Here is a 25,390-nt window from a genome sequence, read left to right on the forward strand (position 1 = left end):
AAGTTTTAAAACTTCTTTTTTAATATTTCATAAAATTCTTCAAAAGAAGGTAAATTCAAATTTGAATCTCTTTGTTTTTTTCCCCACATTGGTTCTGGAAAATAAGAATCTTCTTTAAATCTTGACATTATGTGAAAATGTACGTGAGGAACATAATTCCCAAATGATGCTATATTTATTTTTTCTGGTTTAAAGTATTCTAACATCTCTTTTTCAATTAAGTCTAAATATTTCCAAATTTCTTCTTTTGTTTTAAAATCACAAAAAGAAAACTCTTTTATTGGTTCATTCGTAAATATTTTCAACCAAGGAATTTCACTATTTTCAATCTCTATTTTTATTAATTCATTTTTAAAAAGTAACATTACTAACCTTATTTATAAAATATTTTGAATAATACTACAATTGCTATTAAAATTAATATTCAACTAGCTTTAAGCATAAGTTAAATATAATCCAAATTCCATTTTTCCAACCATTGAGGAAGTTTTTATAGAATATTTACTATTTTATAAAGAGTTGGTGAGAGTTTTTTGGGCTTTTTCCTGTTGGAAGTGGTAAAAAACACAAATAAGAAGGACAAGACTTATGAAAGTAAGAGCTTCAGTAAAAAAAATGTGTGATAAATGCAAAGTTATCAAAAGAAGAGGTATCGTTAGAGTAATCTGCGAAAACAAAAAACATAAACAAAGACAAGGATAAGACACATGGCAAGAATCGCGGGTGTTGATTTACCAAATAAAAAAAGAATGGAATATGCATTAACGTATATTTATGGTATAGGTTTACATAATTCAAGATTAATTTTAAATGCAGTTGGAATTGATTTCAACAAAAGAGCTTTTGAATTAACAGAAGATGAAGCAGCAACAATCAGAAAAGAGATCCAAGAAAACTACCTAGTAGAAGGTGACTTAAGAAAAAAAGTTGCTATGGATATTAAATCTTTAATGGATTTAGGTTCATATAGAGGATTAAGACATAGAAAAGGTTTACCTTGTAGAGGGCAAAAGACTAAAACTAATGCAAGAACAAGAAAAGGTAAAAAGAAAACTGTTGGTGCAGCAACTAAATAAGGGATTGTAAATGGCAAAAAGAAAAGTTACTAGAAAAAAAATTGTAAGAAAAAATATTGCTGATGGTATCGTACATATTGCTGCAAGTTTCAATAATACAATGGTTACAGTTACAGACAATGCAGGAAATGCAATTGCATGGTCAAGTGCTGGAAATTTAGGATTTAAAGGTTCTAAAAAATCAACTCCATTTGCTGCACAAGCTGCAGTTGAAGATGCAATGAATAAAGCAATGGAACATGGTATTAAAAATGTTGGAATTAAAATTCAAGGACCAGGTTCTGGAAGAGATACAGCAGTTAAAGCGGTAGGTTCTATGGATGGAATTAGAGTTACTTGGTTAAAAGATGTTACACCATTAGCACACAATGGTTGTAGACCTCCTAAAAGAAGAAGAGTGTAAGGGGTAAATAATGGCAAGATATAGAGGACCAGTAGAAAAAATCGAAAGAAGACTTGATGCGGATCTTGGATTAAAAGGTGAGAGAAGATTATCAGGTAAAAGTGCTTTAGAAAAAAGACCATTTGCTCCAGGACAACACGGACAAAGAAGAGCTAAGATTTCTGAGTACGGATTACAATTAAGAGAAAAACAAAAAGTTAAATTTATGTATGGTATTTCTGAAAAACAATTTAGAAATTACTTCAAAGAAGCGGTAAGAAGAGAAGGTAACACTGGAGCAATTCTTATTAGTTTAATTGAACAAAGATTAGATAATGTTGTATTTAGAATGGGATTTGCTACAACTAGAGCAAATGCTAGACAATTTACAACTCATGGACATGTTTTAGTAGATGGTAAAAAAGTTGATATTCCTTCTTACTTAGTAAAACCTGGACAAAAAATCGAAATTAAAGAAAAATCTAAATCTAATCCTCAAGTTGTTAGAGCATTAGAATTAACAAATCAAACTGGAATGGTTGATTGGGTTAATGTAGATAAAGATAAAGTATTTGGAATTTTCACAAGAATCCCAGCTAGAGAAGAAGTTGTTATTCCTGTTGAAGAGAGATTAATCGTAGAGTTATATTCTAAATAATAAATAAAAGGTAGCTAATGAAAAAGTTTGCAGAAACTCCGTTTTTACCAACAGAAGTTGAAATAGAAGCTATCAGTGATAATGAAGCTAAAATATCAGCATATCCATTTGAGGATGGTTTTGCAATTACTTTAGCACACCCTTTGAGAAGATTACTTCTAAGTTCATCAGTTGGTTGTGCACCAATCGCTGTGAAAATTGAGGGTGCTTCTCATGAGTTTGACTCATTAAGAGGTATGTTAGAAGATATAGCTATTTTTGTTATAAATTTAAAAAACATTAAATTTAAAATAAATAGTGATAAAGAGCAAGTTGTTGTTGAGTATTCATTTAATGGACCAAGAGATATTAAGGGTGAAGATTTAATTAACTCTGAAGTTGATGTTGTTTCAAAAGATGCTCATTTAGCAACGATTAATAGTGATTGTAATTTGACTTTTTCTGTAATTCTTCAAAAAGGTATAGGTTATATGCCAAGTGAAGATATTAGAGATATTGTTGGAGCTGATTATATTCCAATTGATGCTTTTTTCACACCTGTTAAAAAAGTAGTTTATAATATTGAAAAAATGTTAGTTGAAGATAATCCAAACTATGAAAAAGCTGTATTTACAGTACAAACTAATGGACAAATTTCTCCAGTAGCTGCATTTAAAGAAGCAGTTTCAGTTATGTATTCTCAAATGTCAGTGTTTAATAAAGTTTTTGATTTATCTGAAGTAACAGTAAGTGAATCTGGTGAAGAACCAGTTGAGTTAAAAGAGTTAGTTATAAGAATTGATGATTTAAATTTAAGTGCTAGAAGTTTTAACTCTTTGGATAGAGCAGGACTAAAATACTTAGGTGAATTAGTACTTATGAGCGAAGTTGAAGTAAAAAATATTAAAAATCTTGGGAAAAAGTCTTATGATGAAATAGCTGAAAAGTTAGAATCTTTAGGATACCCAGTTGAAAATACACTTCCAGAAAATGTTGCTTCTGCGTTAAGAAGAAAATTAGAGCAACTAAAAGCATAATTTAAGGGTTTAATATGAGACATAAGCATGGATATAGAAAGTTAAGTAGAACTTCTTCTCATAGAAAAGCATTGTTAAAAAATCTAGCAATTGCAATTATCGAAAGAGAAAAAATTGAGACAACTGTACCAAAAGCAAAAGAGTTAAAAAGATATATAGAAAGATTAGTAACTGTTGCTAGAAATGCAGACTTAAATACTCATAGACAAGTATTTGCTGCATTACAGTCAAAAGAAGCTACAAAAAAACTTATTAATGAAATAGCACCAAAATACGAAGGTAGAAATGGTGGATATACTTCTATAATTAAAACTAGAATTAGAAAAGGTGATGCTACTCCTATGGCATTTATCTCTTTTATCTAAGAGTTTTTTACTGTTTTTATAAGGAATAGGATTTATTTCCTATTCCTTTTTTTATTTCTAAAATCTAACTTTTTTTTAATCAAATTTTTGATATACTTCGCCGAATACTACAACCTAAAAATCATAGGAGAACCGATTGATGACTTTAAAAGAAGCACTAAACTTAGCTAGTGATGATATAAAAAAATTAAGAAATGATTTAACTTCAAAAATAAAAGATAGCAAAATAGGTGCTTATGTTGAACAATTAACTTCGGCAGATATTTCGCAATCAGGCGTAGGTATTCCAATAGCAATAAAAGATAATATAAATGTTAAAAATTGGGAAATAACTTGTTCTAGTAATATTTTAAAAGGTTATATATCTCCTTATAATGCAACAGTTATTGAAAAATTAGAAAAAGCTGGATTAAGTCCATTTGGTAGAACAAATATGGATGAATTTGCTATGGGAAGTTCAACTGAATCTTCTTGTTATGGGAAAACTTTGAATCCAGTGGATAATGAAAAAGTTCCAGGTGGAAGTAGTGGTGGAAGTGCCGCAGCTGTTGCTGCTGGTATTGCTGTTGCTGCTCTTGGAACAGATACAGGTGGTAGTATTAGACAACCTGCAGCTTATTGTGGTTGTGTTGGGATGAAACCAACTTATGGAAGAGTTTCACGATATGGAATTACAGCTTATTCATCATCTTTGGATCAATGTGGACCAATTACACAAAATGTAGAGGATGCAGCTATTTTATATGATATTATTTCTGGATATGATCCAATGGATTCAACATCTGCAAATATTAATTATGAAGCAATTACACCAAATTTAAATCCAAATAAAAAATTAACAATTGCTGTTATTGATAACTTTGTATCACAAGCAAGTCATGCAATACAAAAAGGTTTTGAAAAAGCTGTAAAGGCTTTAGAAGAAGCTGGGCATAAAATAATTCATAAAAATATGCTTGATACTCAAAAAATAGTTTCAACTTATTATATAGTTGCAACAGCAGAAGCTAGTGCAAATTTAGCTAGATTTGATGGTGTTAGATTCGGTAATAGAAAAGGTGACAGTGGATTAAAAGATATGTATGTTCAAACAAAATCACAAGGTTTTGGACCAGAAGTACAAAAAAGAATTATGTTAGGTTCTTTTGTTTTAAGTTCTGGATATTATGATGCTTATTATATTAAAGCTCAAAAAGTAAGGCATCTAATAAAAGATGAATATTCTAAAATTTTTAGTGAAGCTGATTTGATTTTATCTCCAGTTGCCCCAACAACAGCTCCAAAATTTGGTTCATTTAAAACTTCTTTAGAGATGTATTTAAGTGATATTTATACAATTTCTGTGAACCTTGCAGGACTTCCTGCTATTTCACTTCCTGTTGATAAAGATGAAGATGGAATGCCAATAGGATTACAGTTTATTGCAAATGTGTATGAAGAACAAACTTTATTTGATGGTGCTTTATCTTTAGAAAAAGCTATAAATTATAAAAAATAAATATTAACTAGGATTTAAAATGAGAATTAAAAAAAGAGCATTAACTTTCGATGATGTGCTTTTGGTACCTGCGAAATCAGAAGTTTTACCAAAAGAAGTTTGTACAAAAACAAAATTAACTAGAAAAATTGAATTAAATATTCCTTTTATAAGTGCAGCAATGGATACAGTTACAGAGTTTGAAGCTGCAATTGCAATGGCAAGACTTGGTGGAATAGGAATAATTCATAAAAATATGGATATAGAATCTCAAGTTTTACAATGTAAAAAAGTTAAAAAATCTGAGTCTGGTATGATTATTGACCCAATTACAATTAAACCTGAACAAACATTGCAAGATGCAGAAGATATTATGGCTTCTTATAAAATATCAGGTGTTCCTGTAGTTGATGATAATGGTATTCTAGTTGGTATTTTAACAAATAGAGATATGAGATTTACAAAAGATTTTAAACAAAAAGCAATTGATAAAATGACAAAAATGCCTTTAGTAACAGCAAAAGAAGGTACAACTTTAGATGAAGCTGCTGATATTATGCATCAAAATAAAATAGAAAAATTACCAATAGTTGATAACAATAATAAATTAATTGGTTTAATTACAATTAAAGATATAAATAAAAAAAGAGAATATCCAAATGCAAATAAAGATGAATTTGGAAGATTAAGAGTTGGAGCTGCTATTGGTGTAAATCAATTAGATAGAGCAAGAGCTTTAGTAGCTGTTGGTGTTGATGTTTTAGTATTAGATTCAGCTCATGGTCATTCAAAAGGTATTTTAGATACAGTTAAAGCAATTAAAGCTGAGATGGATGTTCAAATTATTGCTGGAAATGTAGCAACTGCTGAAGCAACAGCAGATTTAATAAAAGCTGGTGCTGATGCAGTTAAAGTTGGAATAGGACCTGGAAGTATCTGTACAACAAGAATTGTTGCAGGTGTTGGTGTTCCTCAAATTTCTGCTATTGATGAATGTGCAGCTGAAGGTGCAAAAACAGGAACTCCAATTATTGCAGATGGTGGAATTAAATATTCTGGTGATGTTGCAAAAGCATTAGCTGTTGGAGCTAGTTCTGTTATGATGGGAAGTGCATTAGCTGGAACAGATGAAAGTCCTGGTGAAGTTGTTTTATATCAAGGAAGAAAATTTAAAACTTATCGAGGAATGGGTTCAATTGGTGCTATGACAAAAGGAAGTACAGATAGATATTTCCAAGAAGGAACAGCCGCTGATAAACTTGTACCAGAAGGAATTGAAGGAAGAGTTGCTTATAGAGGAAGCATCGCAGATATCATTCACCAAATGGTTGGAGGACTTAGAAGTTCTATGGGATATTTAGGTTCAAAAGATATTCCAACATTCCAAGAAAGAGCAGAATTTGTAGAGATTACAAGTGCAGGATTAAAAGAATCTCATGTTCATGATGTAACAATCACAAACGAAGCTCCTAACTATCATATCTAAATAATATAAAAAGAGATTTTTATCTCTTTTTATTCTTAAATAATTCAAATTTCTCACTATATAAAATATTTTAAAATTCATTTTATTTTAATTATTTTTTGTTACAATTCTACTTGACTAATAGGTCAAATAAAAACAAGGAAATAAAATGAAAACAGTTAAAGAAATTGTTAAAGATAAAAATTATACAGCTATTGATTTAGGAAATTTAGATGAATTAATGGAATATTCTTTAATACATAAAATTAATAAGCAAAAAATTGAAGGAAAAGTTTTTATAAAAGATGCAATAGATGCAACAGGTACTGAAATCTCTTTTAACTCTTTAGCTCCAAAAGCTGAACAACCATATTTCCATATTCATAAAAAAAATGAAGAAACATATATTATTTTAAAAGGTTATGGATATTTTCAAGTAGATGGAAACTGTTTTGGAATAAAAGAGGGTTCTGTTATTCGTGTAGCACCTTCTGGAATTAGAGGTATTAAAAATAACTCCGATGAGACTATGATTTATATAGTTATTCAATCAAAAGAAAATTCATTAGAAGAACATACTACTGATGATGGAGAGAGAGTGACTTTTGACCCAAAATGGTAATATATAAGAAAGTTAACTCTTTCTTATATTATTATTTCATCTTTTGGTGTTTTTCTTACATCTTCTATTTTAAAACATTCATTTGCTAGATTTCTACTACTAAAATCTTTGTATAAAGAAACGATTTTATGAATAGTTTTCATCTCATCTTTAGAAAATGTTGATTCATCAAAATCTTCATCTGGAAGTTTTATAAAGTTTAATTCTATAAAATTCTCTTTTTCTTTAATTTCAATATCTAAATAATCAAATAATTCTTGAATTAAATAGATTCTTTCATCATCTTCTTCTAAATCTTCACTATTTGCAATAATGTCAAAAAGCTCACTTAAAATAACTGCTTCAGGATATCTAGCACTTTTTTTATATTTGTCATTTGTAATCTTTTTACCACAAAAATTTAAGTGATTATAATCTATCAAAAAAAGCATAATTAATATTTTTTTATCATTAAGTTGTTTTACTTGTTTATGTAGCATGTATAAAATAATATTTGCTACTTTTGTCATATCTATGTTCAAAAAAATCCTTTAATTTACTATATTCATCAAAATATCTCTATAATGATTTAATTCTTTCATTTTCTCTTCATTACCATTGTTTAAATCTGGATGATATTTTTTCGCTAACTCTTTATATCTTTTTTTTACTTCTTCTTTTGTAGGAGTTTGAGTAAATCCAAAAAACTCTTTTGCTTTTGAAACTTCATCAAATCTTGCAGTATTTGAAAAACCTTGAAAACTTGAGTTATTAAAGTTTTGGAAATCTTTGAAATCAAAATCAAATTTTCCATTTTGAAACTGTGAATTATCAAATCTAAACTCAAAGTTATTAAAATTGCTTTGTTTTAACTTTTTTTTGAAATTATAGATTATAAATGCAATTATAGAAACTATTATTGCGATAATTATCAAAAAAGTTCCAAAGTTTGTAAATATTAAATATAAAATAAAAAGAAAAATAGCAACACTCAAAATTCTGTTAAATATATAAAGAATTGTATTGTTATACATAAAATACCTTTTAAAAATAATTTTGTATTATATAAAAATCATTTTAAATTAAAATTATTTAAGTACAATACCACACAAAGGATTTTTATGGATTATAGTGAATTTGAAAAAGCAGTAGATATGTTTGGTATTTTAACAACAGTTTCAAAAAAAGATATAAAAAATAAATATTTAAAATTATCAAAAAAGTATCATCCTGATATGCCAGAAGGTAGTAATGAAAAGTTTACAGAACTTAAAAAAAATTATGATTTGCTTTTAGCTTATATGGATAATTATTGTTATTCTTTTGATGAGGAAGAGTTTAAACGACAATTTCCAGCATTTACAAATTATAAAAATTGGATGAAATAAAGGAAAAAATAGATGATAAAAAAGTTTTTGATTTTAGCTATTTTATTTGTATCAAATAGCTTATTTGCAGATGAAAATTATTCAAAAGCACAAATAGAAAAAATGATAGCAAAAATGGTTATTTTAGGTTTTAATGGTACAAGTGTAGATAAAAATGATGAAATATATAAAAATATACAATCAGGACTTGGTGGTGTAATACTATTTGATAAAGACCCAAATGATAAAACAAAAATAAAAAATATAAAAGATAAAAATCAGTTAAAAAATCTTAATACACAACTTCAAGCAATTTCAAATCAAAAATTGTTAATTTCTATTGATCAAGAAGGTGGAGTAGTACAAAGGCTTAAAAAAGATAGTGGTTTTGTAGATACTTTAAGTGCGAAAGATATTGCTACAAATGGTGAAGATTTTGCAAAACAAAGTTATAAAGCACTTGCTAAGGATTTAAAAGATGTTGGAATAAATCTTGATTTTGCTCCAGTTGTTGATTTATCTATAAACAAAAATAACAAAGTTATCGTAACAAGAGGAAGAAGTTTTGGTGAGAATTCAAGTGAAGTTATAAAATACTCTTCGATTTTTGTTGATGAACTAAGAAAACAAAATGTAATTTCAGTTTTAAAACACTTTCCTGGACATGGTTCATCTTTAGCTGATTCTCATTTAGGATTTGTAGATATTACAAAAACTTGGAATCAAAAAGAGCTTGAACCATATAAATATTTTATAAAAAATAAGAATGTAGATATGATAATGACAGCTCATGTATTTAATGAAAATTTAGATAAAAATTATCCTGCAACTTTGTCTTTCAATGTAAATACAAAACTACTTAGAGAAGAGTTGGGATATAAAGGAGTTCTTGTAACAGATGATTTACAAATGAGCGCTATTTCAAAACATTATGATTTAAAACAGACTTTAACTTTAGCTATAAATTCTGGAGTTAATATGCTACTTTTTGCAAATCAATTAGCAAAACCAGTTACTCTAAAAGAGATTGTAGATACTGTTTATTTACAAGTTCAAAATAAACAAATAAGTTTACAAAAGATTATAGATTCAAATAATAAAATAGATAAATTGTTAAATAATATATAAAAAGAAGAGATTATAAAATCTCTTCAATAAAATATCTTTTATTTTTCTCTTTTAAAGTAAGTTTAGTTTCAAAAATCTCTGATAGATTTTCACTTGTCAAAATATCCTCTTTTTTTCCATTTTTATAGATTGTTTGGTTATAAACTAAAGCAACATTTGCTATCTCTTCAAAAACTTCTTCTAAATGGTGAGTTACTAAAATAATAGAAGAACGAAGAGCTAGTTTTTTTAACATTTTTATAAAGTTTATTTGTGCTTTTATATCTAAACCTACTGTTGGCTCATCTAAAACAAAAGCTTTTGGATTATGAATTAATGCTCGTCCTACTATACATTTTCGTAGTTGTCCTGTGCTCATTGCAGCAACTTTTTTATCTTTTAAATCTTCTATTTCTAAAAATTGCATAACTTCTTTTGCTTTTAATATTTGCTCTTTAGTAAAATCTTGATGAGTAAAAATTCCAATAGAACCATAATGTCCACTTAAAACAACTTCAAAACCAGTTAAATAACCAGCTTCTTTTGCAAAATAGTTATGTAAGTCATTTGTTATAATCCCAAGTTCACATCTTAATTCAAATATAGAATATCTACTTTTACCAAAAATTTCTTTTTTAAACTCTTTTGTATGTCTTGGATGAATTTCTGATTGGATTAGTTTCATTAAAGTTGATTTTCCACTTCCATTTGCACCTAAAATTGCCCAGTGTTCACCTTCTTTAATTTTTAAATTTACATCTTTTAGAACTATTTTTTCATCATATCCTACATCAATATTTTCAAAATCTATTATATTCATTGAAATTCCTTATATTATTGATTAAAAAGTAATAGTAACTAAATTCTACTTAGAATGGAAAAAGAAATAGCTATATTTTTAATATAAGCACAATAGTAATTATGATAGTATATCTCAAAAAATAAAAGGGATATTTTTTTATGATTCAGTATTATCAGGAATTACTGTATTATGTTCAAAAAATGGTTGGAGATAAAGAGAAAGCAAAAGACATAATACAAGAATCTTATAGTAGGATGTTAGATATAGATAAAATAACTCCAATAGAAAATAAAAGAGCTTTTTTATATAAATTAGCTAGAAATATCGTTTTTGATATTGCAAGAAAAGATAAACATTTGCTTTCAATAGAGTATTATGAAGAAGCATATAATATCCCACAAGAACAACAACCAGATGAACTACTTTTAGAAGAAAATCAACAAGAAATACTATTTGAAATTTTAGATACAATTCCTGCCAAAAATGCACAAGCTTTCATTTTACATGTTTTTGAAGGTTTTAATAGAAAAGAAATAGCTTCTAAAATGGGAATAAGTGTATCTGCAGTTGAAAAACATATTATTCGAGCGACAGAAAAAATAAAAGAAAAGTTAGAAAGTATTGAGGGAAATAATTGATGAAAACTATTGATGAAGAAGCTATTTCTTGGCTAATAAAAGAAAAAGAAGGATTAAATGAAACAGAAAAAATTGAACTAAAACAGTGGTTAGAAAAAAATCCTTCTCATCAAAAATCTTACAATACAAATAAACTTTTAAGAGAAAGATTTTCAAAAATATCAGAAAATATGAAAGAAAAATTAGTAGAAAAAGCAAATCAAGGAGCTAAAAAAACTAAATTTATAGAACAATCAAAAAAGTTTTTTGTTGCTGCTTCACTTTTTTTCTGTATTTGTTTTGGAATAGATTATTTTTTTATTCCAGTTTATTCACAAAATCTAGTTGCAATTCAAGAAAAAGAGAATATTTTTATCCTTCCTGATAGTTCTAAAATAGTTTTAGATGTAAGTTCAAATATGAATGTAAACTATTATAAAAGTAGTAGACATGTTGATTTTATAGATGGAAGAGCAGTTTTTTATGTCTCAAAAAATAAAGACAAACCATTTATAATAAAAACAAAAGATGAAAAAATTGAAGTAGTTGGAACGGCATTTGAAGTTTCAAATTTAAATGATAGTTTTAGTGTAAAAGTAAAAGAGGGAAGAGTAAAAGTGTTTTTTGATAAAAAAATTGCTTATTTAAATCAAGGTGAAAAAATATATATAGATAAAAATAAAGAAATTGAGTTAGCAAAAACACAAGTAGAAGATATAGCAACTTGGGAAAAAGGTTTTTTAACTTTTGATAAAACTACTTTAAAAGATAGTTTAGAAGAGTTTTCAAGATATAAAAATATAAAAATAGAATTTCAAGATGAAAAAGTATCTCAAACTCTAATAACAGGTAAGTTTGACATAGATGATTTTGATAAATTTTTAATGGCATTACCAAAAATCTATTCAGTAAAAGTAGATAAAAGCCAAAATATTTTTAAGTTTTCTAAAAAATAATATTTTGTTTTAACTTATAATTAATCAAAAGGTGCTACATTATAAAGACAATAATTTTACTAAGAAAGGATTACTATGAAAGGTTTTGCAATGTTGAAAATAGGGCAAGTAGGTTGGATAGAAAAAGAAAAACCAACTTGTGGTGTAATGGATGCGATAGTTAAACCAATAGCAGTTTCACCTTGTTCATCTGATGTTCATACTGTTTGGGCTGGAGCTTTAGGTGATAGACATGATATGATCTTAGGACATGAGGCTGTTGGCGAAGTAGTAGAAGTTGGTTCATTGGTAAAAGATTTTAAAGTAGGTGATAAAGTAATTGTTCCTGCTATTACGCCTGATTGGAATAGTTTGGAAGCACAAGCTGGATACTCTATGCATTCAGGTGGAATGCTTGCAGGTTGGAAGTTTTCTAACTTTAAAGATGGAGTATTTGCAGAATATTTTCATGTAAATGATGCAGATGGAAATTTAGCACTTTTGCCTGATGATGTTGATCCAATTGAAGCAGTTATGTTATGCGATATGGTTCCAACAGGAGTTCATGGTGCTGAACTTGCAGATATCAAATTTGGAGATAGTGTTTGTGTTATAGGAATTGGTCCAGTAGGATTGATGGCTGTAAGAGCTTCAGCAATAAGAGGAACTTCAAGACTTTTTGCTGTTGGAAGTCGTCCAAATTGTATTGAAGTAGCTAAAGATTTTGGAGCAACAGATATTATTAATTATAAAAATGGTGATATTGTAGAACAAGTTATGGAAAAAACAAAAGGAAAAGGTGTTGATAGAGTAATTATCGCAGGTGGAGATATAGAAACTTTTGTTCAAGCTACAAATATATTAAAACCAGGCGGAACAATAGGAAATGTAAACTATTTAGGTTCAGGTGATTTTGTGAAAATTCCGAGACTTGCTTGGGGAAATGGAATGGCTCATAAAACAATAGTTGGAGGATTGATGCCAGGAGGAAGACTAAGAATTGAAAAACTTGTTTCTTTAATTCAATCAAAAAGAATAAATCCTAAAAAATTGATAACTCATACTTTTAATGGTATGGAACACATAGAAGAAGCTTTACTTTTGATGAAAGATAAACCAAGAAATTTGATTAAACCAGTTGTAATTTTCTGATTTAAAATAGGGGAGATTGAGATAATGAATATAAAAAAACTAAAAGAGTTAGAAGAGAGTTTTTTTGAATACTATCCAAATGGTTTTGAAGATGATAAGCTTTTACCAATAATCAAAAGATTTAAGTCATCAAAATTTCATGAAGAAACAAAAGAACTTTTCAAAAAAGAGAACTTTTCACAACCAGAGATTATTTGTGATAATTTTTCAAAAATTATCTCAAAATCTCCTCTTATTTCACTATTTGAAAAACCAAAAGTAAGAGATGCTATAAAATCAATGAGTATTTATGAAAAAGATATGTTTTGTATTGCATTAGATGAACTTCTTTATGGTAATTTTAAAGATGGATTTGAGGATATAGTTGATATTTTAACTCAAAAAAATCTAGCAAAATGGTCGATAATTACACTTATTCCTTACTATTTTTCACCAACTAAAGAGTTTTTTATCAAACCAACAACTACAAAAAATGTATTGAAATATTTGGAAATAGAAAATTTAGTTTATAAACCAAAACCAACTTTTGAATTTTATAATGCATACAAAAAAGTTTTAAATGAGATGAAAAAACAAGTTTCAAATAAACTTACATCTGATAATTCAGGATTTACAGGATTTTTAAGAATGGGAATAGAGCCTTAAGACTCTTTTTTTATTCTACTTAGATGAGTTGGTGAAATACCTAAATATGAAGCGATATGATATTGAGAAAGTCTTGATAAGATATGTCCAAACTCTTTTTTAAATCTTTCATATCTTTGTTTTGCATCTTCTAAAACCAAAGAGTATCCATTGTCATCTTTTTGCATAATCCAATGCTTTTCTAAATACAAAATATGATACATCTTCAAATCATCATATTTAGCTAAAATCTCTCTATATTTATCATGTTGTATATCAACAACAATCGAATCTTCCAAAGCTTGAACAATAGAAGTTATAGGAGTGTTTGTAAGTAAAGCAACCATTGGACCATAAAATCTTGTTTCCCAAAAGAAGTTTTTTGTATATTCTTCACCTTTTTCATTTATAATAAAAGTTCTAAAAAGTCCACTATATACAAAACTTATAGCATTTACTTTGTCATACATATCAAAAGCATACTCATTCTTTTTGATAGTTTTAATTATACATATTTTTTCAAACTCTTCCCAAGTAGTTTTTGAAATGGGAAAGTACGAGTTCATCGTTTTATTTAAAGATTCAAATATTTCATCATTGTTTATTTTCATTATTCTACTTATTTTTTGCAAAGAATATAAAAAAATCTCTAAAAAATCAACCTATGTAAATGACTAAAAAAATTTATTTTAATATTCTTTCATTTTCAAAGGAGAATTATGTCAAAAGATTTAAATGCACATTTTATAATACTATTAGCCACTTTTTTAGTTGGGGGTTCATTTATAATATCACAAAAATTATCAGGAATAATAGATCCAATTTCTATAACACTTCTTAGATTTATTATAGCTTCACTGCTTTTAGCTCCAATTGTATTTTTAAATCAAAAATATAGAGAAAAAATTATCTCAACTTTTAAAAGAGCCATGATTATAAGCTTTTTTTACTCTATTTATTTTATAGGAATGTTTAAAGCATTAGAGTTTACAACAGCTTTAAATACAGGAACAATATTCACTTTAGTTCCACTTCTAACTGCGCTTTTTTCAATATTTGTATTTAAACAAAAAATATCTTTTAATCAATATTTGATTTATTTAATTGGAATAATTGGAACTTGTATGGTGATTTTTAAAGGAAATTTAGAGTTATTTTTATCTTTATCATTAAATAAAGGAGATGTAATATTTATTTTTTCAACTTTTTGTATGGCTTTATATTCAATAAGTACGAAATATTTTCATAAACAAGATGATGAATTAGTAGTATTAGTTTTTATGACTTTAGTTGGTGGAATAATTTGGATGACTTTAGCTTTAGTCTTATTTGATGTACCTTTAAATTGGCAAAAAATAAGTAGTAAAGAGTTTTTATATTTGGGATATTTAACTATTTTTGCTACTTTAATTACTTCATATTTATATCAGAAAGGTACGATTATTTTAGGTTCAAAAAAAGTAATGGCTTATGTATATTTAAATCCAGGAACAATTGCTATTTTACTTTTTTTATTTGAGTTAAAAAGTATAAATTTTTGGATGTTATTGGGAATTTTTATCTCTTCATTAGCAACTTTAATTTTATTAAAAAAAGAGTAGCTATTCTATTATAGCATCCATCTCTTTTGCATATTGTTCTCCCCATTTACTCATGATATTAAAGACTTCAAGCAGTCTTTCTCCATGTATTGTTAAAGAGTATTCAACTCTTGGGGGAACTTCTGCAAAAACTACTCTTTTTACCAATGAAACTTCTTCTAAAGCTTTTAACTTTCTACTTAGAGTTCTTTGTGAAATATCACTTATTTTTTCAGATAATTCACTAATTCTAAGAGCTTTAAACGAGAGACTCCATAGAATTAAAAATTTCCATTTGTCATCAACTAAATCCATAGGGATTTTACTTGGACATTCATAAACTTTTCCATTTAGACTTATCATTATTTTCCTTTTTTGAAGTGTATCAAATAATCTTAAAAAAATCAATTATGACAATAAAGTCTAATATTGACAAATATGTCAAAAATATGTATTATTTCAATAATTATTTTAAAAGGACAAAAAATGGCACAAACTAAAAAAAGAGTTTTAATAAATTTAGTTCACCCAAATATGGATGAATCAAGAGTAAATAAAGTTTTAAGTGAAGTTGCACAAAAAGAAGATTTTATAACAATCAATAATTTATATGCAAAATATCCAGATTTTAAAATTGATGCAAAAGAAGAACAACAATTACTATTAGAAAATGATGTAATAATTTTTCAATTTCCAATGTATTGGTTAAGTTCACCAGCACTTTTAAAAGAGTGGTTAGATGTAGTTTTAGAATATAATTTTGCTTTTGGTGAACACTATAAATTAGAAAACAAAACTTTAGCAATAGCAACAAGTGTAGGAAGTGGAATAGCGCAATATAATAAAAATGGAAGCAATAAATTTACGGTTGAAGAGTTTTTAAATTCATTTGAAGCAACAGCGAATTATACAAAAATGAATTATGCAAAACCTTTTGTAACTTATGAAACTTTTGTAATAAGTGATGAAAAACTTGAAGAATCTGCAAAAAATTATGTTGAATATTTAAAAGAGTTATAATAAAAAGAGGTAAGATTACCTCTTTTACAAAAAAATCCTAAGCAGTTGTAAATTTAAGACCAATAATACCTAAGATGATAAATAAAATACTAATTATTCTAATTATATTTATAGAATCACCAAATAACATTATTCCAGCAATTACTGTTCCTACTGTTCCTATTCCTACCCAAACAGCATAAGCAGTTCCTAAAGGAAGAGTTTTCAAAGAAAGACTTAATAACCAAATACTAACTAGCATTGCAATTATTGTAAATAAACTTGGGATTAATTTTGAAAAACCATCTGTATATTTAAGACCTACTGCCCAAAAAATTTCAAAAATTCCTGCAATGACAAGAGTGACCCAACTCATAAAATTCCTTTTTTGATAATTTGAGGCCGTCCTCTGTGAAGTGAAGTGGCAAGGTCGTCCCTGCTTTCTTGTATAAATTTTATACTATTTTTTATAAAATGATATTAAAATAGGGTGAGTATTCGTAAATGATTATTATTTTAAAAGTAAGTTTATTATTTCATTAAATTTAAAAGGCGGTTTACATATGGCAGTTTATGTAGTTGGACAAATTAATATAATAGATCTTAAAAATATGAATAATATAAATGTTGTTTTATAAATAGTATAAAAATTTAGTTTAATGGGAACAACATTTGCTACAATGATTTTTTAAAACAGAAGTGAGAAAATAATATGAAAATACCAAATATGATTTATGGAACAGCTTGGAAAAAAGAAAATACTACAAATTTAGTTTTTGAAGCTTTAAAACAAGGATTCAAAGCAGTTGATACAGCTTGTCAACCAAGACATTATAGAGAAGATTTAGTAGGATTAGGTTTACAAAAAGCTTATGATGAGCAAATTGTAAAAAGAGAAGATTTATTTATTCAAACAAAATTTACTCCAATTGATGGGCAAGATAAAAATAATATGCCATATTTAGAGAGCGATGAAATAGAAATTCAAGTGGAAAAATCTTTTGAAACTTCTAAAAAAAATCTAAAAACAAATTTTATTGATGCTTATATTTTACATTCACCTGTTTATCCTGGAAGTAAACTTCAAAAAGTTTGGCAAAAAATGGAAGAGTTTGTTGATGATGGTGAAGTAGGGCAATTAGGAATTAGTAATTGTTATGATTTAGATATTTTAATTTATATTTATAACAATGCAAAAATAAAACCATCAATCGTGCAAAATCGATTTTATGCTCAAAGTAGATATGACAAAGAAATAAGAGCTTTTTGCCATGAAAATAGTATAAAATATGAAAGTTTTTGGTCTTTAACTGCAAATCCACATATTTTAACAAGTGCGATTTTACAAACTTTATCACAAAAATATCAACGAGGTGTTGCTGAGATATTTTATAGATTTTTAAATCATATAAATATTACACCTCTAAATGGAACAACATCAACAAAACATATGATTGAAGATTTAAAGATTAGCGAGTTTGAACTTACAAATGATGAGATAAACTCTATTTTAAATTTATTATAAGGAAAGAAAATGAAAAAAGTATTATTAAGTTTAGGTTTGTGTGCTAGTTTTTTATTAGCAGATAATTTCACTTTGAAAAGTGATACATTAAAAGGGCAATTATCAACTAAACAAGTTTTTAAAGGTTTTGGATGCAGTGGAGAAAATATCTCACCAGAACTTTCTTGGGAAGGTGCTCCAAAAGGAACAAAATCTTTTGCAGTTACAGTTTATGACAAAGATGCACCAACAGGTTCTGGATGGTGGCATTGGGTTGTATTTAATATTCCAGCAAATATAACAAAACTTGAAGAAGGATTTGGAAATAAACCATCTAAAGATATTGTTCAAAGTATTACTGATTATGGTGTAAGTGGTTTTGGTGGAGCTTGTCCTCCAGTTGGGGATAAATCTCATGAATATAAATTTACAGTTTATGCTTTAGATGTGGATAAATTAGAGTTAGATGAAAAATCAAGTCCAGCTTTAGTTGGTTTTATGTTAAATTCTCACTCAATTGCAAAAGCTTCAATAATATCATATTACAATAGATAATTTTTATTAAATCTACTTTTTATGAACTCAATAAAAGTTTTAAAAAGTAGATTTTTTGATTTTTCTTTGTGATAAATCAAGTAGAATTCTCTTTTTAATTCTAAATTTTTAAGTTTTATTTGAAAAAGTTTTTTTTCATCTAACTCTTTTTGTACAATCACTTTTGAAATAGCAGTTACAGTTTCAGGATTATTTAAAACAATAGTTTTTATTTCTTTGCAGTTTTGTAATTCCATAAAAATATCTAACTCTTTTGCAATATCACCAATTTTATCTATAAATATTTTTCTAGTTCCACTTCCAATTTCTCTTAAAATCCATTTTTTTTCAATTGTATCGATAAAAGCTTCTTTTTTATAGTTTTTATCACTTGTAACAATTATTAATTCATCATCTCCTAGCTTTTCTTTTATTAAATTGCTATTTTGAACATCTGCTTCAATAAGACCAATATCAAGTTCACTTTTAAGAATTTTATCTATAATTTTGCTTGAATTTATAGTTAAAATATCTAATTTTACGTCTTTATATTTTAATAAAAAATCATAATAAATATTTGGCATTATATAGTTTGAAATAGTTTTACTTGCAGCTATTTTTATATTTCCAGCTAGTTTATTTTCTTGAAAAATTGTTGTTGCATCAATAAGTGCTTGATAATGAGGAAGAGTTTTTTCTTTAAAATATTTTCCTTTTTCATTTAGTATTAGTTTTTTGCCGATTCTATCAAAAAGTTGTTCATTTAGACTATTTTCAAGTGATTTTATTGCTAAAGAGATAGCTGATTGACTAATATTTAGTTCGCTTGCAACTTGTGTAACTTGTGGATTTTCACATAATTTATAAAAAAAACTTAACTCTTTTAAAGTCATATCTTTTCCTTATTAAAAATATTAATTATTATATTAAAAATAATATATTTTACAAATTAAAGAATTAGAGTTATACTTCCAAAAAACTAAGGAAATATATTATGAAAACTAATAATAGTATTATAAATACTTTATATGGTGTTTTGTTTGTAGGAGTATTTGCATTAATTGCAACAATTATGTCAGAAATTGATTTTTTTGAAAAGTTAGGAATTAGTCCACTTATTATAGGGATTATTCTTGGAATTTTGTATGCAAATACTTTAAAAAACAAATTCCCAAATCCTTGGCAAAATGGAATAACTTTTTCTACAAAACATATTTTAAGATTTGGAATTATTTTATATGGATTTAGACTTACTTTTCAAAATCTTCAAGAAGTAGGAATAAATGGAATCTTAATAGCTTTTTGTGTAGTTTTTTTTACTTTTATTTTTGGATATTTTATTGGAACAAAAGTTTTAAAGATGGATAAAGAGTTAGCTATTTTATGTAGTGCTGGAAGTTCTATTTGTGGAGCAGCAGCGATTATGGCAACTCAAAGTGTATTAAAAAATGAAGCTTATAAAAGTGCAGTTGCTGTATCTTTTGTAGTGATTTTTGGAACAATTGGAATGTTTTTGTATCCATTTTTAGATAAGTTAGGCGTATTTCTTTTTACAAGTTCACAAATGGGAGTTTATATAGGAGCAACACTTCATGAAGCAGCTCATGTTGTTGCAGCTGGAAATGCTTTGGGTGAAGTTGTATCAAAAAATGCAATTATTGAAAAAATGATTAGGGTTATTTTTTTAGTTCCATTTTTGATTCTTTTATCATTATGGTTAATTAAAACAAATTTTCATACAAAAAAAGAGAAATCAAAAATAGTGATTCCTTGGTTTGCAATATTTTTTATATTTGTAGTTGGTTTTAATTCTTTTGAACTATTGGAAGAAAATGTAATAAGAAATATAAATTTTTTAGATAGTTTTGCTTTAACTATGGCAATGACTGCTTTAGGAATGGAAACAAGTTATGATAAGTTTAAAAATACAGGAATAAAACCACTTTATTTATCTTTGATTTTATTTATTTGGTTAATGGTTGGAGGGTATTTTTTAGTTAAATTCTTTTTGTAAGATAAGTATTTTATACTTATCTTACTTCTATTCCATATTTTTCTAGCATATTAACCCAAATTATACTATTTCCATTTTTATCAAATAGTGCAGGAGTTCCTTGAATATTTAAATTAGTCGCAATATTCATTTGTTCATTTAACTGTTTTTCAAGTTTTGCAAGTTCAGATTTTGAATATTTTGCATTTTTTACTTTATCTAAATTATCACCAATATTAAATTCATATAAAGCATCGATTTTTTGAGAAGTTGTTTTTTGACTTAAAATATATAATGATAAATCATGTGCATTTTCATGAAATTCTAAAGGATAAAAAAATACTCTGATTTTAACTTTATCTTTAATTTGTGGTAGATATGACTCAAATTTTTTACAAAATGGGCATTCTGGATCTGTAAATAAAACATATTCATCTTTTCCTGTTCCATATACAAATCCTTCTTTATCTTTTGTAGTTGATAAATCAACAGGAGCTGAAAGTTGCATTTGATTTGATACATTTACAACTGCACCAGAAATAATATATTTTTTATCTTTTGTTAGATAAATTTCATCATTGCTTCCTTGAACTTTGATACTCAAAATATATAAACTTCCCGCATCATAGGCTTTTAAAATTTTTATATTTGCTTTTTTAAATATTTCTAATTGTTCTATTTTAGAAATCTCATTTTTAGGTAATTCTTTATTATCAGCAATTAAAACTGTTCCAATAAATAATAAAATCATAACTGTTTTTTTTGTTAAATTAAACATAAGTTTTCCTGATGAAAATTTTTGCGTATTGTATCTTTTTTATATTAAGTTATAGGTGAAAATTTTTGAATTTTCACCTAATATTTAGATACTTGCAATAAAATAAAATATTCCAGTTGTAAATAACGAAATAATTGTTCCATATCCCACTATTGCAGAACTTAATTTTGGTGCAAGTCCTGCCATAGATGCTATTGCACCTGCTGTTATCATAGTTGGCATTGCGGCTTCCATAATTGATACTATTGAAGCAGTATTATGCCAACCAAATATTTGGCAAATAATAATTGCAATAAGTGGAGCAATCAAAAGTTTTATTATCAAAGCTACACTAAAAGGTTTTATCTCTTCTTTTAATAGTTTTAATTGAAGTTGAAGTCCAACTGCAACTAAAGCAAGTGGAACAATCGTATTTGAAAAAGCACTTAAAACTTTTATTGTAACTTGATTAAATTCTGTGCCAATTAATAATAGACCAACTATCAAAGCAATAAATGGTGGAAAAGTTAAAACTTTAAAAGTCACTAATCTAAAAGTAACTTTTGTATTACTCGAATAGAAACTAGCTATAAAAGTCCCATATGTTGCAAGTGCAATAAAATTTCCTAATTGGTCATAAACTAAAATATAAGGAATAGCTTCTTCTCCGATATAAGAAGTAATTATTGGAATACCAATAAATGAAGTATTTCCTAAAACTGTTACAAGCATAAGACAGCCAGTCACTTCTTTTGTAAAATCAAATATTTTCGATAAAAAAAGTATCAATAAAGCACTTAATATCATAACGCTCCAAGATATAATTATTGGAATAATTGCTTCTATTGAGATATCTAATTTGGGTATTTGTAATAAAATCATTGCAGGAAGAGAAATATAAATTAAAAATTGATTTAAAATAAGAGGTGCATCTTTAGAAAATATATTTAGTCTATTAATCGTATAACCAATAGACATTGCTAAAATAATTAAGATAAAATTTTCCATTTTTTACTCACAAAAGTTATTTTGACAAGGATTTTCTGGAGTTATTTTTCCAAACTCTTGTACATAATCAATTCCCCATTTATGCATCTCTTCTAAAACAGCTCTTAGTTTTTCTCCACATGGAGTTAAACTGTATACAACTTTTGGTGGAACTTCAGCAAAACATTCCCTATTAATAATATTTTTTTCTTCTAATTCTTTTAATTTTATAGTTAATGTTTTTTGAGTTATTTCACTGATTATTTCATTTAATTCTTTAAATCTTTTTTCACCATCAAGTAAATGCCAAATTATTGCTAATTTCCATCTATCATTAAAAATATCAAGAGTTACAGCTACACTGCATCTATACTCTTTTTCATTGATATAATACATAATTAAAATCCTTTAAATTTATAGGTTAAAATTATATCATAAAGAGTATAAATTTCTATTACTTACCTAAAGTAAAGTAAGTGTAAATTAAGTTTATTATATTTATAATTTAAAAAATAAAAGGAGCAATTATGAAAAAAGTTTTAATTTTAAATGGTCATCAATATTATAAAGGTCCAGCTAATGGTGAATTAACAAATCATTATATAGAAAAAGCTAAAGAATTTTTCTCTAAAAATGGTTTTGAAGTAAAATATACTCATATTGAAAAAGGTTTTGAAGTAGAAGAAGAGTGCCAAAAATTTGAATGGGCAGATTATGTTTTATTTCAATATCCAGTTTATTGGATGGGAGTACCTTGGATTGCTAAAAAATATTTTGATGAAACTTTTACTCAAGGAAGACACTATGAAAGTGATGGTAGAAGTAGAAGTGATGCAAGTAAGACTTATGGAACTGGCGGATTACTAAAAGGTAAAAAATATATGTTAAGTGTAACTTACAATTGTCCAACAAGTGAATTTGATAATAAGAAAGGCTTTTTTGATGGTTTATCTTTAGATGAAGCACATATTGCAACTCATAAAACTTTCCAATTTTGTGGATTAGAACCACTTAAAACTTACTCTGTTCATGATATTTTCAAAGGAGATTTAGATTTAAATAAAGAGTTAGAAAAATTTGAATCAGTTTTAAAAGAGAATTTTTTATAGGAAAAAAATATGAAAAATATTGTAATAGTTGCAACTATAAAAGTGAAAAAAGGTTTTAAAGATGAAGTTTATAATGAACTTTTGAAACTGCATAAAGCTACACATGAATTTGATGAAGGTTGTATTCAATACGATTTACATAAAGATTTAAGTGATGATTTTAGTTTTTCTTTTATAGAGACTTGGAAAAATCAAGAGTTTTTATCTTTACATGAAACAAAAGAGCATTTTAAAAACTTTGTATCTAAAATTGAAAATAAAATAGATAGTTTAACAATCAATAAATTAGAAAAACTAGAAATCTAAAAAGGATTTTTTATGAGCTTATTATTAAAAAGTGGAAACATAGGAAAGATTCAATTAAAAAATAGAGTTGTTATGCCTCCTATGTGTATGTATAAAAGTGATAATAGTGGGGAACTTAAAGATTTTCATCATTATCATTATGTATCAAGAGCTTTAGGTGGAGTAGGATTTATAATAGTTGAAGCAACTGCAATTGAATCAAAAGGAAGAATCTCATCAAATGATTTAGGTCTTTGGGATAATTCTTTGATAGAAAAACATAAACAATTAAATAAAGATATACACTCTTTTGGTGCTAAAACTGCAATTCAAATTGCTCATGCGGGAAGAAAATCAACTGTTATTGATTCAACTCCAATAGCACCAAGTTCAATTGCTTTTTCAAAAGAAGCTCCATTTAAAATTCCAAAAGAAGTTTCAATAGAAGAGATTAAAAATATAAAAGAATTATTTATAAATGCAGCTTTTAGAGCAAAAGAGGCAGACTATGATGCTATTGAACTTCATGCAGCTCATGGTTATTTATTATGTGAGTTTTTATCACCAATTACAAATAATAGAACAGATATTTATGGTGGAACTTTAGAAAATAGATGTAGATTAGTTTTAGAAATAGCCACTGAGATTAAACAAAAATTGGATTTGCCTTTGATTATTAGAATTAGTGCAGATGAATGGATGAAGAATGGTTGGAATATAGAAGATTCTATTTATTTATCAAAAGAGTTAGAAAAGTTAGGTGTTGATGCAATTCATGTATCAAGTGGAGGAAATATAGAAAATCCAGATAATGCACCAACAATTGAACCTTTATATCAATCTTCTTGGGCAAAAAAAATAAAAGAAAATATAAATATTCCAGTCATTGCAGTTGGATTAATCACAACACCAAAAGAGGGTGAATATTTACTTGAAAATAAATTTTGTGATTTTGTGGCATATGGTAGAGAGTTACTTAGAAATTCAAATTTTGTATTTAATGCTGCAAATGAGTTTAAAGAAAAAGAAAAAATAGATAGTTCATATCAAAGAGCTTATAGATAATTTAGAAAGAAGAAAAAATGATTCAAAAAAGTAATACCAAATATTTTATTGGTATGTTTATAGCGATGATAATTTGGGGAATTGCATGGACTTCAGGAAAAGCTGCAACAAGTCATTCTAATCCAGAAATAGCAGCATTTTGGAGATATGCAATCTCATTTTTAACAATTATTCCGGTTGTTTTATATATGAAAACAAGTTTAAAAAGTGATAAAGAAGGTTATATTTATATGATATTTGCTGGAATTTTTAGTGCGGCTTTTAATTATCTATTTTTTAAAGGTTTATCTCACGGTGAAGCTGGATATGGTGGAACTATGGTTACCTCAATTGTTCCAATATTAACATATATATTTTCAATTATACTTTTTAAAATAAATGTTTCAACTAAACAGGTTGTTGCTTTAAGTATTGGAATTTTTGGTGCTTTAATACTTTTAAAAGTTCCATCAGAAGGCTTAGCATTTTTAAATATAAATAGTTCATATTTTTTAGCTTGTGCAGTTGTTTGGGCAATGGTTACAATATTTTCACAAAAAGCATCAAAAAAAGCAGATCCTATGTTTTATACTTTAGTTGTTTTTGGAATTACAGCATTTATAAATATGATTTTTGCAATTCCTTATCATCCTTTTACAATAACTTCTTTTGATTATATTTTTTGGTTAAATATTTTGTTTATTGGAATATTTTCTGGAACATTTGCAATGACACTATTTTTTATTTCAGCTTCAAAAATTGGAGCTCATAATACTGGTGTTTTTATGTTTATTGTTCCTATTGGTGCTATAATTTCTAGTTATTTTGTCTATAATGAGAATATTGCTTTATCTACAATATTAGGGTGTTCGTTTTCATTTGTTGCAGTTATGTTGTTTAATGCTAAAAATAAAAAAAAGCTTGTAGAAGCTTAAAATTTTAATTTAAAAAAGG

Annotated in this window: 35 protein-coding genes; 24 read left to right on the forward strand and 11 right to left on the reverse strand. The window is 26.7% G+C overall.

What is annotated here, in order from left to right; genetic code table 11:
- Positions 1-5 precede the first annotated feature (5 nt).
- Positions 6-365 (reverse strand): HIT family protein, encoded by a 360-nt coding sequence (locus tag B0175_RS06340; RefSeq protein ID WP_108527796.1) that lies wholly within the window; start codon positions 363-365, stop codon positions 6-8.
- A gap of 223 nt (positions 366-588) precedes the next feature.
- Here B0175_RS06340 and rpmJ point away from each other — a divergent pair, with 223 nt between their 5' ends.
- From rpmJ to B0175_RS06385, 9 genes are all read left to right on the forward strand, one after another.
- Positions 589-702, forward strand: coding sequence for a 50S ribosomal protein L36 (gene rpmJ, locus B0175_RS06345; protein WP_004509205.1), 114 nt, complete (start codon positions 589-591; stop codon positions 700-702).
- A gap of 5 nt (positions 703-707) precedes the next feature.
- Positions 708-1,076 carry a 30S ribosomal protein S13 gene (gene rpsM, locus B0175_RS06350; RefSeq protein WP_108527797.1) on the forward strand — a complete coding sequence of 123 codons (369 nt, stop codon included), beginning with the start codon at positions 708-710 and terminating at the stop codon, positions 1,074-1,076.
- A gap of 10 nt (positions 1,077-1,086) precedes the next feature.
- Complete coding sequence (gene rpsK / locus B0175_RS06355; RefSeq protein WP_108527798.1) at positions 1,087-1,479, forward strand: 30S ribosomal protein S11; 393 nt, start codon at positions 1,087-1,089, stop codon at positions 1,477-1,479.
- Positions 1,480-1,489: 10 nt separating this feature from the next.
- The gene (gene rpsD, locus B0175_RS06360) at positions 1,490-2,116 is read left to right on the forward strand and encodes a 30S ribosomal protein S4 (RefSeq protein ID WP_004509208.1); all 627 of its coding nucleotides are present in this window, start codon (positions 1,490-1,492) and stop codon (positions 2,114-2,116) included.
- Positions 2,117-2,133: 17 nt separating this feature from the next.
- Complete coding sequence (locus tag B0175_RS06365; RefSeq protein WP_108527799.1) at positions 2,134-3,132, forward strand: DNA-directed RNA polymerase subunit alpha; 999 nt, start codon at positions 2,134-2,136, stop codon at positions 3,130-3,132.
- Between the two features lie 14 nt (positions 3,133-3,146).
- Positions 3,147-3,497, forward strand: coding sequence for a 50S ribosomal protein L17 (rplQ, locus tag B0175_RS06370; protein ID WP_108527800.1), 351 nt, complete (start codon positions 3,147-3,149; stop codon positions 3,495-3,497).
- A gap of 136 nt (positions 3,498-3,633) precedes the next feature.
- The gene (gene gatA, locus B0175_RS06375; RefSeq protein ID WP_210004290.1) at positions 3,634-4,995 is read left to right on the forward strand and encodes an Asp-tRNA(Asn)/Glu-tRNA(Gln) amidotransferase subunit GatA; all 1,362 of its coding nucleotides are present in this window, start codon (positions 3,634-3,636) and stop codon (positions 4,993-4,995) included.
- Between the two features lie 19 nt (positions 4,996-5,014).
- Complete coding sequence (gene guaB / locus B0175_RS06380; protein ID WP_108527802.1) at positions 5,015-6,460, forward strand: IMP dehydrogenase; 1,446 nt, start codon at positions 5,015-5,017, stop codon at positions 6,458-6,460.
- Between the two features lie 148 nt (positions 6,461-6,608).
- Positions 6,609-7,061, forward strand: coding sequence for a cupin domain-containing protein (locus B0175_RS06385; protein ID WP_108527803.1), 453 nt, complete (start codon positions 6,609-6,611; stop codon positions 7,059-7,061).
- A 23-nt stretch (positions 7,062-7,084) separates the two neighbouring features.
- On the opposite strand, the gene B0175_RS06390 is transcribed toward B0175_RS06385, so the two are convergent.
- Both B0175_RS06390 and B0175_RS06395 read right to left on the reverse strand, forming a co-directional pair.
- Entirely contained in the window at positions 7,085-7,582 is a 498-nt protein-coding gene (locus B0175_RS06390; protein ID WP_014468641.1) for a type II toxin-antitoxin system antitoxin SocA domain-containing protein, read from the reverse strand.
- Positions 7,583-7,591: 9 nt separating this feature from the next.
- Entirely contained in the window at positions 7,592-8,074 is a 483-nt protein-coding gene (locus B0175_RS06395; protein ID WP_108527804.1) for a J domain-containing protein, read from the reverse strand.
- A gap of 87 nt (positions 8,075-8,161) precedes the next feature.
- Between B0175_RS06395 and B0175_RS06400 the strand changes: the two genes are divergently transcribed.
- Positions 8,162-8,428, forward strand: coding sequence for a DnaJ domain-containing protein (locus tag B0175_RS06400; protein WP_004509216.1), 267 nt, complete (start codon positions 8,162-8,164; stop codon positions 8,426-8,428).
- A 12-nt stretch (positions 8,429-8,440) separates the two neighbouring features.
- Entirely contained in the window at positions 8,441-9,535 is a 1,095-nt protein-coding gene (locus B0175_RS06405; RefSeq protein WP_108527805.1) for a glycoside hydrolase family 3 N-terminal domain-containing protein, read from the forward strand.
- A gap of 10 nt (positions 9,536-9,545) precedes the next feature.
- Here B0175_RS06405 and B0175_RS06410 read toward each other — a convergent pair whose 3' ends face one another.
- The gene (locus B0175_RS06410) at positions 9,546-10,334 is read right to left on the reverse strand and encodes an ABC transporter ATP-binding protein (protein ID WP_108527806.1); all 789 of its coding nucleotides are present in this window, start codon (positions 10,332-10,334) and stop codon (positions 9,546-9,548) included.
- Positions 10,335-10,474: 140 nt separating this feature from the next.
- Between B0175_RS06410 and B0175_RS06415 the strand changes: the two genes are divergently transcribed.
- The 4 genes from B0175_RS06415 (at position 10,475) to B0175_RS06430 (ending at position 13,665) form a co-directional block, all read left to right on the forward strand.
- Positions 10,475-10,954, forward strand: a complete 480-nt coding sequence (locus B0175_RS06415) for an RNA polymerase sigma factor (RefSeq protein ID WP_108527807.1) — start codon at positions 10,475-10,477, stop codon at positions 10,952-10,954.
- A complete protein-coding gene (locus tag B0175_RS06420) occupies positions 10,954-11,889 on the forward strand; it encodes a FecR family protein (protein WP_108527808.1) in 936 nt (311 codons plus the stop codon). Before B0175_RS06415 ends, B0175_RS06420 begins: the two co-directional genes overlap by 1 nt.
- 75 nt (positions 11,890-11,964) lie before the next feature.
- On the forward strand, positions 11,965-13,020 hold the full coding sequence (locus B0175_RS06425; RefSeq protein ID WP_108527809.1) for an NAD(P)-dependent alcohol dehydrogenase: 1,056 nt from the start codon (positions 11,965-11,967) through the stop codon (positions 13,018-13,020).
- Between the two features lie 24 nt (positions 13,021-13,044).
- The gene (locus B0175_RS06430) at positions 13,045-13,665 is read left to right on the forward strand and encodes a hypothetical protein (RefSeq protein ID WP_108527810.1); all 621 of its coding nucleotides are present in this window, start codon (positions 13,045-13,047) and stop codon (positions 13,663-13,665) included.
- Here B0175_RS06430 and B0175_RS06435 read toward each other — a convergent pair.
- Positions 13,662-14,255: a Crp/Fnr family transcriptional regulator gene (locus B0175_RS06435; RefSeq protein ID WP_108527811.1), complete on the reverse strand. Its 594-nt coding sequence runs from the start codon at positions 14,253-14,255 to the stop codon at positions 13,662-13,664. The genes B0175_RS06430 and B0175_RS06435 overlap by 4 nt on opposite strands.
- 108 nt (positions 14,256-14,363) lie before the next feature.
- Here B0175_RS06435 and B0175_RS06440 point away from each other — a divergent pair, with 108 nt between their 5' ends.
- Positions 14,364-15,245 carry a DMT family transporter gene (locus B0175_RS06440; protein WP_108527812.1) on the forward strand — a complete coding sequence of 294 codons (882 nt, stop codon included), beginning with the start codon at positions 14,364-14,366 and terminating at the stop codon, positions 15,243-15,245.
- Here the strand turns inward: B0175_RS06440 and B0175_RS06445 are convergent, their stop codons facing one another.
- On the reverse strand, positions 15,246-15,587 hold the full coding sequence (locus B0175_RS06445; RefSeq protein ID WP_108527813.1) for a winged helix-turn-helix transcriptional regulator: 342 nt from the start codon (positions 15,585-15,587) through the stop codon (positions 15,246-15,248).
- Between the two features lie 75 nt (positions 15,588-15,662).
- On the opposite strand from B0175_RS06445, the gene B0175_RS06450 reads away from it, so the two are divergent.
- Complete coding sequence (locus tag B0175_RS06450) at positions 15,663-16,244, forward strand: NAD(P)H-dependent oxidoreductase (RefSeq protein ID WP_323581840.1); 582 nt, start codon at positions 15,663-15,665, stop codon at positions 16,242-16,244.
- A 37-nt stretch (positions 16,245-16,281) separates the two neighbouring features.
- Here the strand turns inward: B0175_RS06450 and sugE are convergent, their stop codons facing one another.
- Positions 16,282-16,599: a quaternary ammonium compound efflux SMR transporter SugE gene (gene sugE / locus B0175_RS06455; protein ID WP_108527815.1), complete on the reverse strand. Its 318-nt coding sequence runs from the start codon at positions 16,597-16,599 to the stop codon at positions 16,282-16,284.
- A 336-nt stretch (positions 16,600-16,935) separates the two neighbouring features.
- Between sugE and B0175_RS06460 the strand changes: the two genes are divergently transcribed.
- On the forward strand, positions 16,936-17,748 hold the full coding sequence (locus B0175_RS06460; protein WP_108527816.1) for an aldo/keto reductase family protein: 813 nt from the start codon (positions 16,936-16,938) through the stop codon (positions 17,746-17,748).
- Positions 17,749-17,757: 9 nt separating this feature from the next.
- Positions 17,758-18,282, forward strand: coding sequence for a YbhB/YbcL family Raf kinase inhibitor-like protein (locus B0175_RS06465; RefSeq protein WP_108527817.1), 525 nt, complete (start codon positions 17,758-17,760; stop codon positions 18,280-18,282).
- On the opposite strand, the gene B0175_RS06470 is transcribed toward B0175_RS06465, so the two are convergent.
- Positions 18,270-19,154 (reverse strand): LysR family transcriptional regulator, encoded by an 885-nt coding sequence (locus B0175_RS06470; RefSeq protein WP_108527818.1) that lies wholly within the window; start codon positions 19,152-19,154, stop codon positions 18,270-18,272. The two genes, B0175_RS06465 and B0175_RS06470, sit on opposite strands and share 13 nt — an antisense overlap.
- Positions 19,155-19,255: 101 nt before the next feature.
- On the opposite strand from B0175_RS06470, the gene B0175_RS06475 reads away from it, so the two are divergent.
- Entirely contained in the window at positions 19,256-20,275 is a 1,020-nt protein-coding gene (locus tag B0175_RS06475; protein ID WP_108527819.1) for a YeiH family protein, read from the forward strand.
- A 16-nt stretch (positions 20,276-20,291) separates the two neighbouring features.
- Here B0175_RS06475 and B0175_RS06480 read toward each other — a convergent pair whose 3' ends face one another.
- The 3 genes from B0175_RS06480 to B0175_RS06490 form a co-directional block, all read right to left on the reverse strand.
- A complete protein-coding gene (locus B0175_RS06480; protein WP_108527820.1) occupies positions 20,292-21,032 on the reverse strand; it encodes a thioredoxin fold domain-containing protein in 741 nt (246 codons plus the stop codon).
- A gap of 84 nt (positions 21,033-21,116) precedes the next feature.
- On the reverse strand, positions 21,117-22,019 hold the full coding sequence (locus tag B0175_RS06485) for an AEC family transporter (RefSeq protein WP_108527821.1): 903 nt from the start codon (positions 22,017-22,019) through the stop codon (positions 21,117-21,119).
- A 3-nt stretch (positions 22,020-22,022) separates the two neighbouring features.
- Entirely contained in the window at positions 22,023-22,394 is a 372-nt protein-coding gene (locus B0175_RS06490) for a winged helix-turn-helix transcriptional regulator (protein WP_046998213.1), read from the reverse strand.
- A gap of 131 nt (positions 22,395-22,525) precedes the next feature.
- Between B0175_RS06490 and B0175_RS06495 the strand changes: the two genes are divergently transcribed.
- The 4 genes from B0175_RS06495 to B0175_RS06510 are packed head-to-tail and all read left to right on the forward strand — an operon-like array spanning position 22,526 to position 25,371.
- Positions 22,526-23,107, forward strand: coding sequence for an NAD(P)H-dependent oxidoreductase (locus B0175_RS06495; RefSeq protein ID WP_108527822.1), 582 nt, complete (start codon positions 22,526-22,528; stop codon positions 23,105-23,107).
- Positions 23,108-23,116: 9 nt separating this feature from the next.
- Positions 23,117-23,413, forward strand: coding sequence for a putative quinol monooxygenase (locus B0175_RS06500; protein WP_108527823.1), 297 nt, complete (start codon positions 23,117-23,119; stop codon positions 23,411-23,413).
- 12 nt (positions 23,414-23,425) lie between these two features.
- On the forward strand, positions 23,426-24,457 hold the full coding sequence (locus B0175_RS06505; protein ID WP_108527824.1) for an NADH:flavin oxidoreductase/NADH oxidase: 1,032 nt from the start codon (positions 23,426-23,428) through the stop codon (positions 24,455-24,457).
- A gap of 17 nt (positions 24,458-24,474) precedes the next feature.
- The gene (locus tag B0175_RS06510; protein ID WP_108527825.1) at positions 24,475-25,371 is read left to right on the forward strand and encodes a DMT family transporter; all 897 of its coding nucleotides are present in this window, start codon (positions 24,475-24,477) and stop codon (positions 25,369-25,371) included.
- Positions 25,372-25,390 lie beyond the last annotated feature (19 nt).

Source organism: Arcobacter lacus (genome assembly GCF_003063295.1).
Taxonomy (GTDB): Bacteria; Campylobacterota; Campylobacteria; order Campylobacterales; family Arcobacteraceae; genus Aliarcobacter; species Aliarcobacter lacus.

Coding starts and splice junctions, on each gene's coding strand:
- B0175_RS06340 (WP_108527796.1), bottom strand. CDS start 365: ATGTTACTTTTTAAAAATGAATTAATAAAAATAGAGATTGAAAATAGT.
- rpmJ (WP_004509205.1), top strand. CDS start 589: ATGAAAGTAAGAGCTTCAGTAAAAAAAATGTGTGATAAATGCAAAGTT.
- rpsM (WP_108527797.1), top strand. CDS start 708: ATGGCAAGAATCGCGGGTGTTGATTTACCAAATAAAAAAAGAATGGAA.
- rpsK (WP_108527798.1), top strand. CDS start 1,087: ATGGCAAAAAGAAAAGTTACTAGAAAAAAAATTGTAAGAAAAAATATT.
- rpsD (WP_004509208.1), top strand. CDS start 1,490: ATGGCAAGATATAGAGGACCAGTAGAAAAAATCGAAAGAAGACTTGAT.
- B0175_RS06365 (WP_108527799.1), top strand. CDS start 2,134: ATGAAAAAGTTTGCAGAAACTCCGTTTTTACCAACAGAAGTTGAAATA.
- rplQ (WP_108527800.1), top strand. CDS start 3,147: ATGAGACATAAGCATGGATATAGAAAGTTAAGTAGAACTTCTTCTCAT.
- guaB (WP_108527802.1), top strand. CDS start 5,015: ATGAGAATTAAAAAAAGAGCATTAACTTTCGATGATGTGCTTTTGGTA.
- B0175_RS06385 (WP_108527803.1), top strand. CDS start 6,609: ATGAAAACAGTTAAAGAAATTGTTAAAGATAAAAATTATACAGCTATT.
- B0175_RS06395 (WP_108527804.1), bottom strand. CDS start 8,074: ATGTATAACAATACAATTCTTTATATATTTAACAGAATTTTGAGTGTT.
- B0175_RS06400 (WP_004509216.1), top strand. CDS start 8,162: ATGGATTATAGTGAATTTGAAAAAGCAGTAGATATGTTTGGTATTTTA.
- B0175_RS06405 (WP_108527805.1), top strand. CDS start 8,441: ATGATAAAAAAGTTTTTGATTTTAGCTATTTTATTTGTATCAAATAGC.
- B0175_RS06410 (WP_108527806.1), bottom strand. CDS start 10,334: ATGAATATAATAGATTTTGAAAATATTGATGTAGGATATGATGAAAAA.
- B0175_RS06415 (WP_108527807.1), top strand. CDS start 10,475: ATGATTCAGTATTATCAGGAATTACTGTATTATGTTCAAAAAATGGTT.
- B0175_RS06420 (WP_108527808.1), top strand. CDS start 10,954: ATGAAAACTATTGATGAAGAAGCTATTTCTTGGCTAATAAAAGAAAAA.
- B0175_RS06425 (WP_108527809.1), top strand. CDS start 11,965: ATGAAAGGTTTTGCAATGTTGAAAATAGGGCAAGTAGGTTGGATAGAA.
- B0175_RS06430 (WP_108527810.1), top strand. CDS start 13,045: ATGAATATAAAAAAACTAAAAGAGTTAGAAGAGAGTTTTTTTGAATAC.
- B0175_RS06435 (WP_108527811.1), bottom strand. CDS start 14,255: ATGAAAATAAACAATGATGAAATATTTGAATCTTTAAATAAAACGATG.
- B0175_RS06440 (WP_108527812.1), top strand. CDS start 14,364: ATGTCAAAAGATTTAAATGCACATTTTATAATACTATTAGCCACTTTT.
- B0175_RS06445 (WP_108527813.1), bottom strand. CDS start 15,587: ATGATAAGTCTAAATGGAAAAGTTTATGAATGTCCAAGTAAAATCCCT.
- B0175_RS06450 (WP_323581840.1), top strand. CDS start 15,663: ATGTCAAAAATATGTATTATTTCAATAATTATTTTAAAAGGACAAAAA.
- sugE (WP_108527815.1), bottom strand. CDS start 16,599: ATGAGTTGGGTCACTCTTGTCATTGCAGGAATTTTTGAAATTTTTTGG.
- B0175_RS06460 (WP_108527816.1), top strand. CDS start 16,936: ATGAAAATACCAAATATGATTTATGGAACAGCTTGGAAAAAAGAAAAT.
- B0175_RS06465 (WP_108527817.1), top strand. CDS start 17,758: ATGAAAAAAGTATTATTAAGTTTAGGTTTGTGTGCTAGTTTTTTATTA.
- B0175_RS06470 (WP_108527818.1), bottom strand. CDS start 19,154: ATGACTTTAAAAGAGTTAAGTTTTTTTTATAAATTATGTGAAAATCCA.
- B0175_RS06475 (WP_108527819.1), top strand. CDS start 19,256: ATGAAAACTAATAATAGTATTATAAATACTTTATATGGTGTTTTGTTT.
- B0175_RS06480 (WP_108527820.1), bottom strand. CDS start 21,032: ATGTTTAATTTAACAAAAAAAACAGTTATGATTTTATTATTTATTGGA.
- B0175_RS06485 (WP_108527821.1), bottom strand. CDS start 22,019: ATGGAAAATTTTATCTTAATTATTTTAGCAATGTCTATTGGTTATACG.
- B0175_RS06490 (WP_046998213.1), bottom strand. CDS start 22,394: ATGTATTATATCAATGAAAAAGAGTATAGATGCAGTGTAGCTGTAACT.
- B0175_RS06495 (WP_108527822.1), top strand. CDS start 22,526: ATGAAAAAAGTTTTAATTTTAAATGGTCATCAATATTATAAAGGTCCA.
- B0175_RS06500 (WP_108527823.1), top strand. CDS start 23,117: ATGAAAAATATTGTAATAGTTGCAACTATAAAAGTGAAAAAAGGTTTT.
- B0175_RS06505 (WP_108527824.1), top strand. CDS start 23,426: ATGAGCTTATTATTAAAAAGTGGAAACATAGGAAAGATTCAATTAAAA.
- B0175_RS06510 (WP_108527825.1), top strand. CDS start 24,475: ATGATTCAAAAAAGTAATACCAAATATTTTATTGGTATGTTTATAGCG.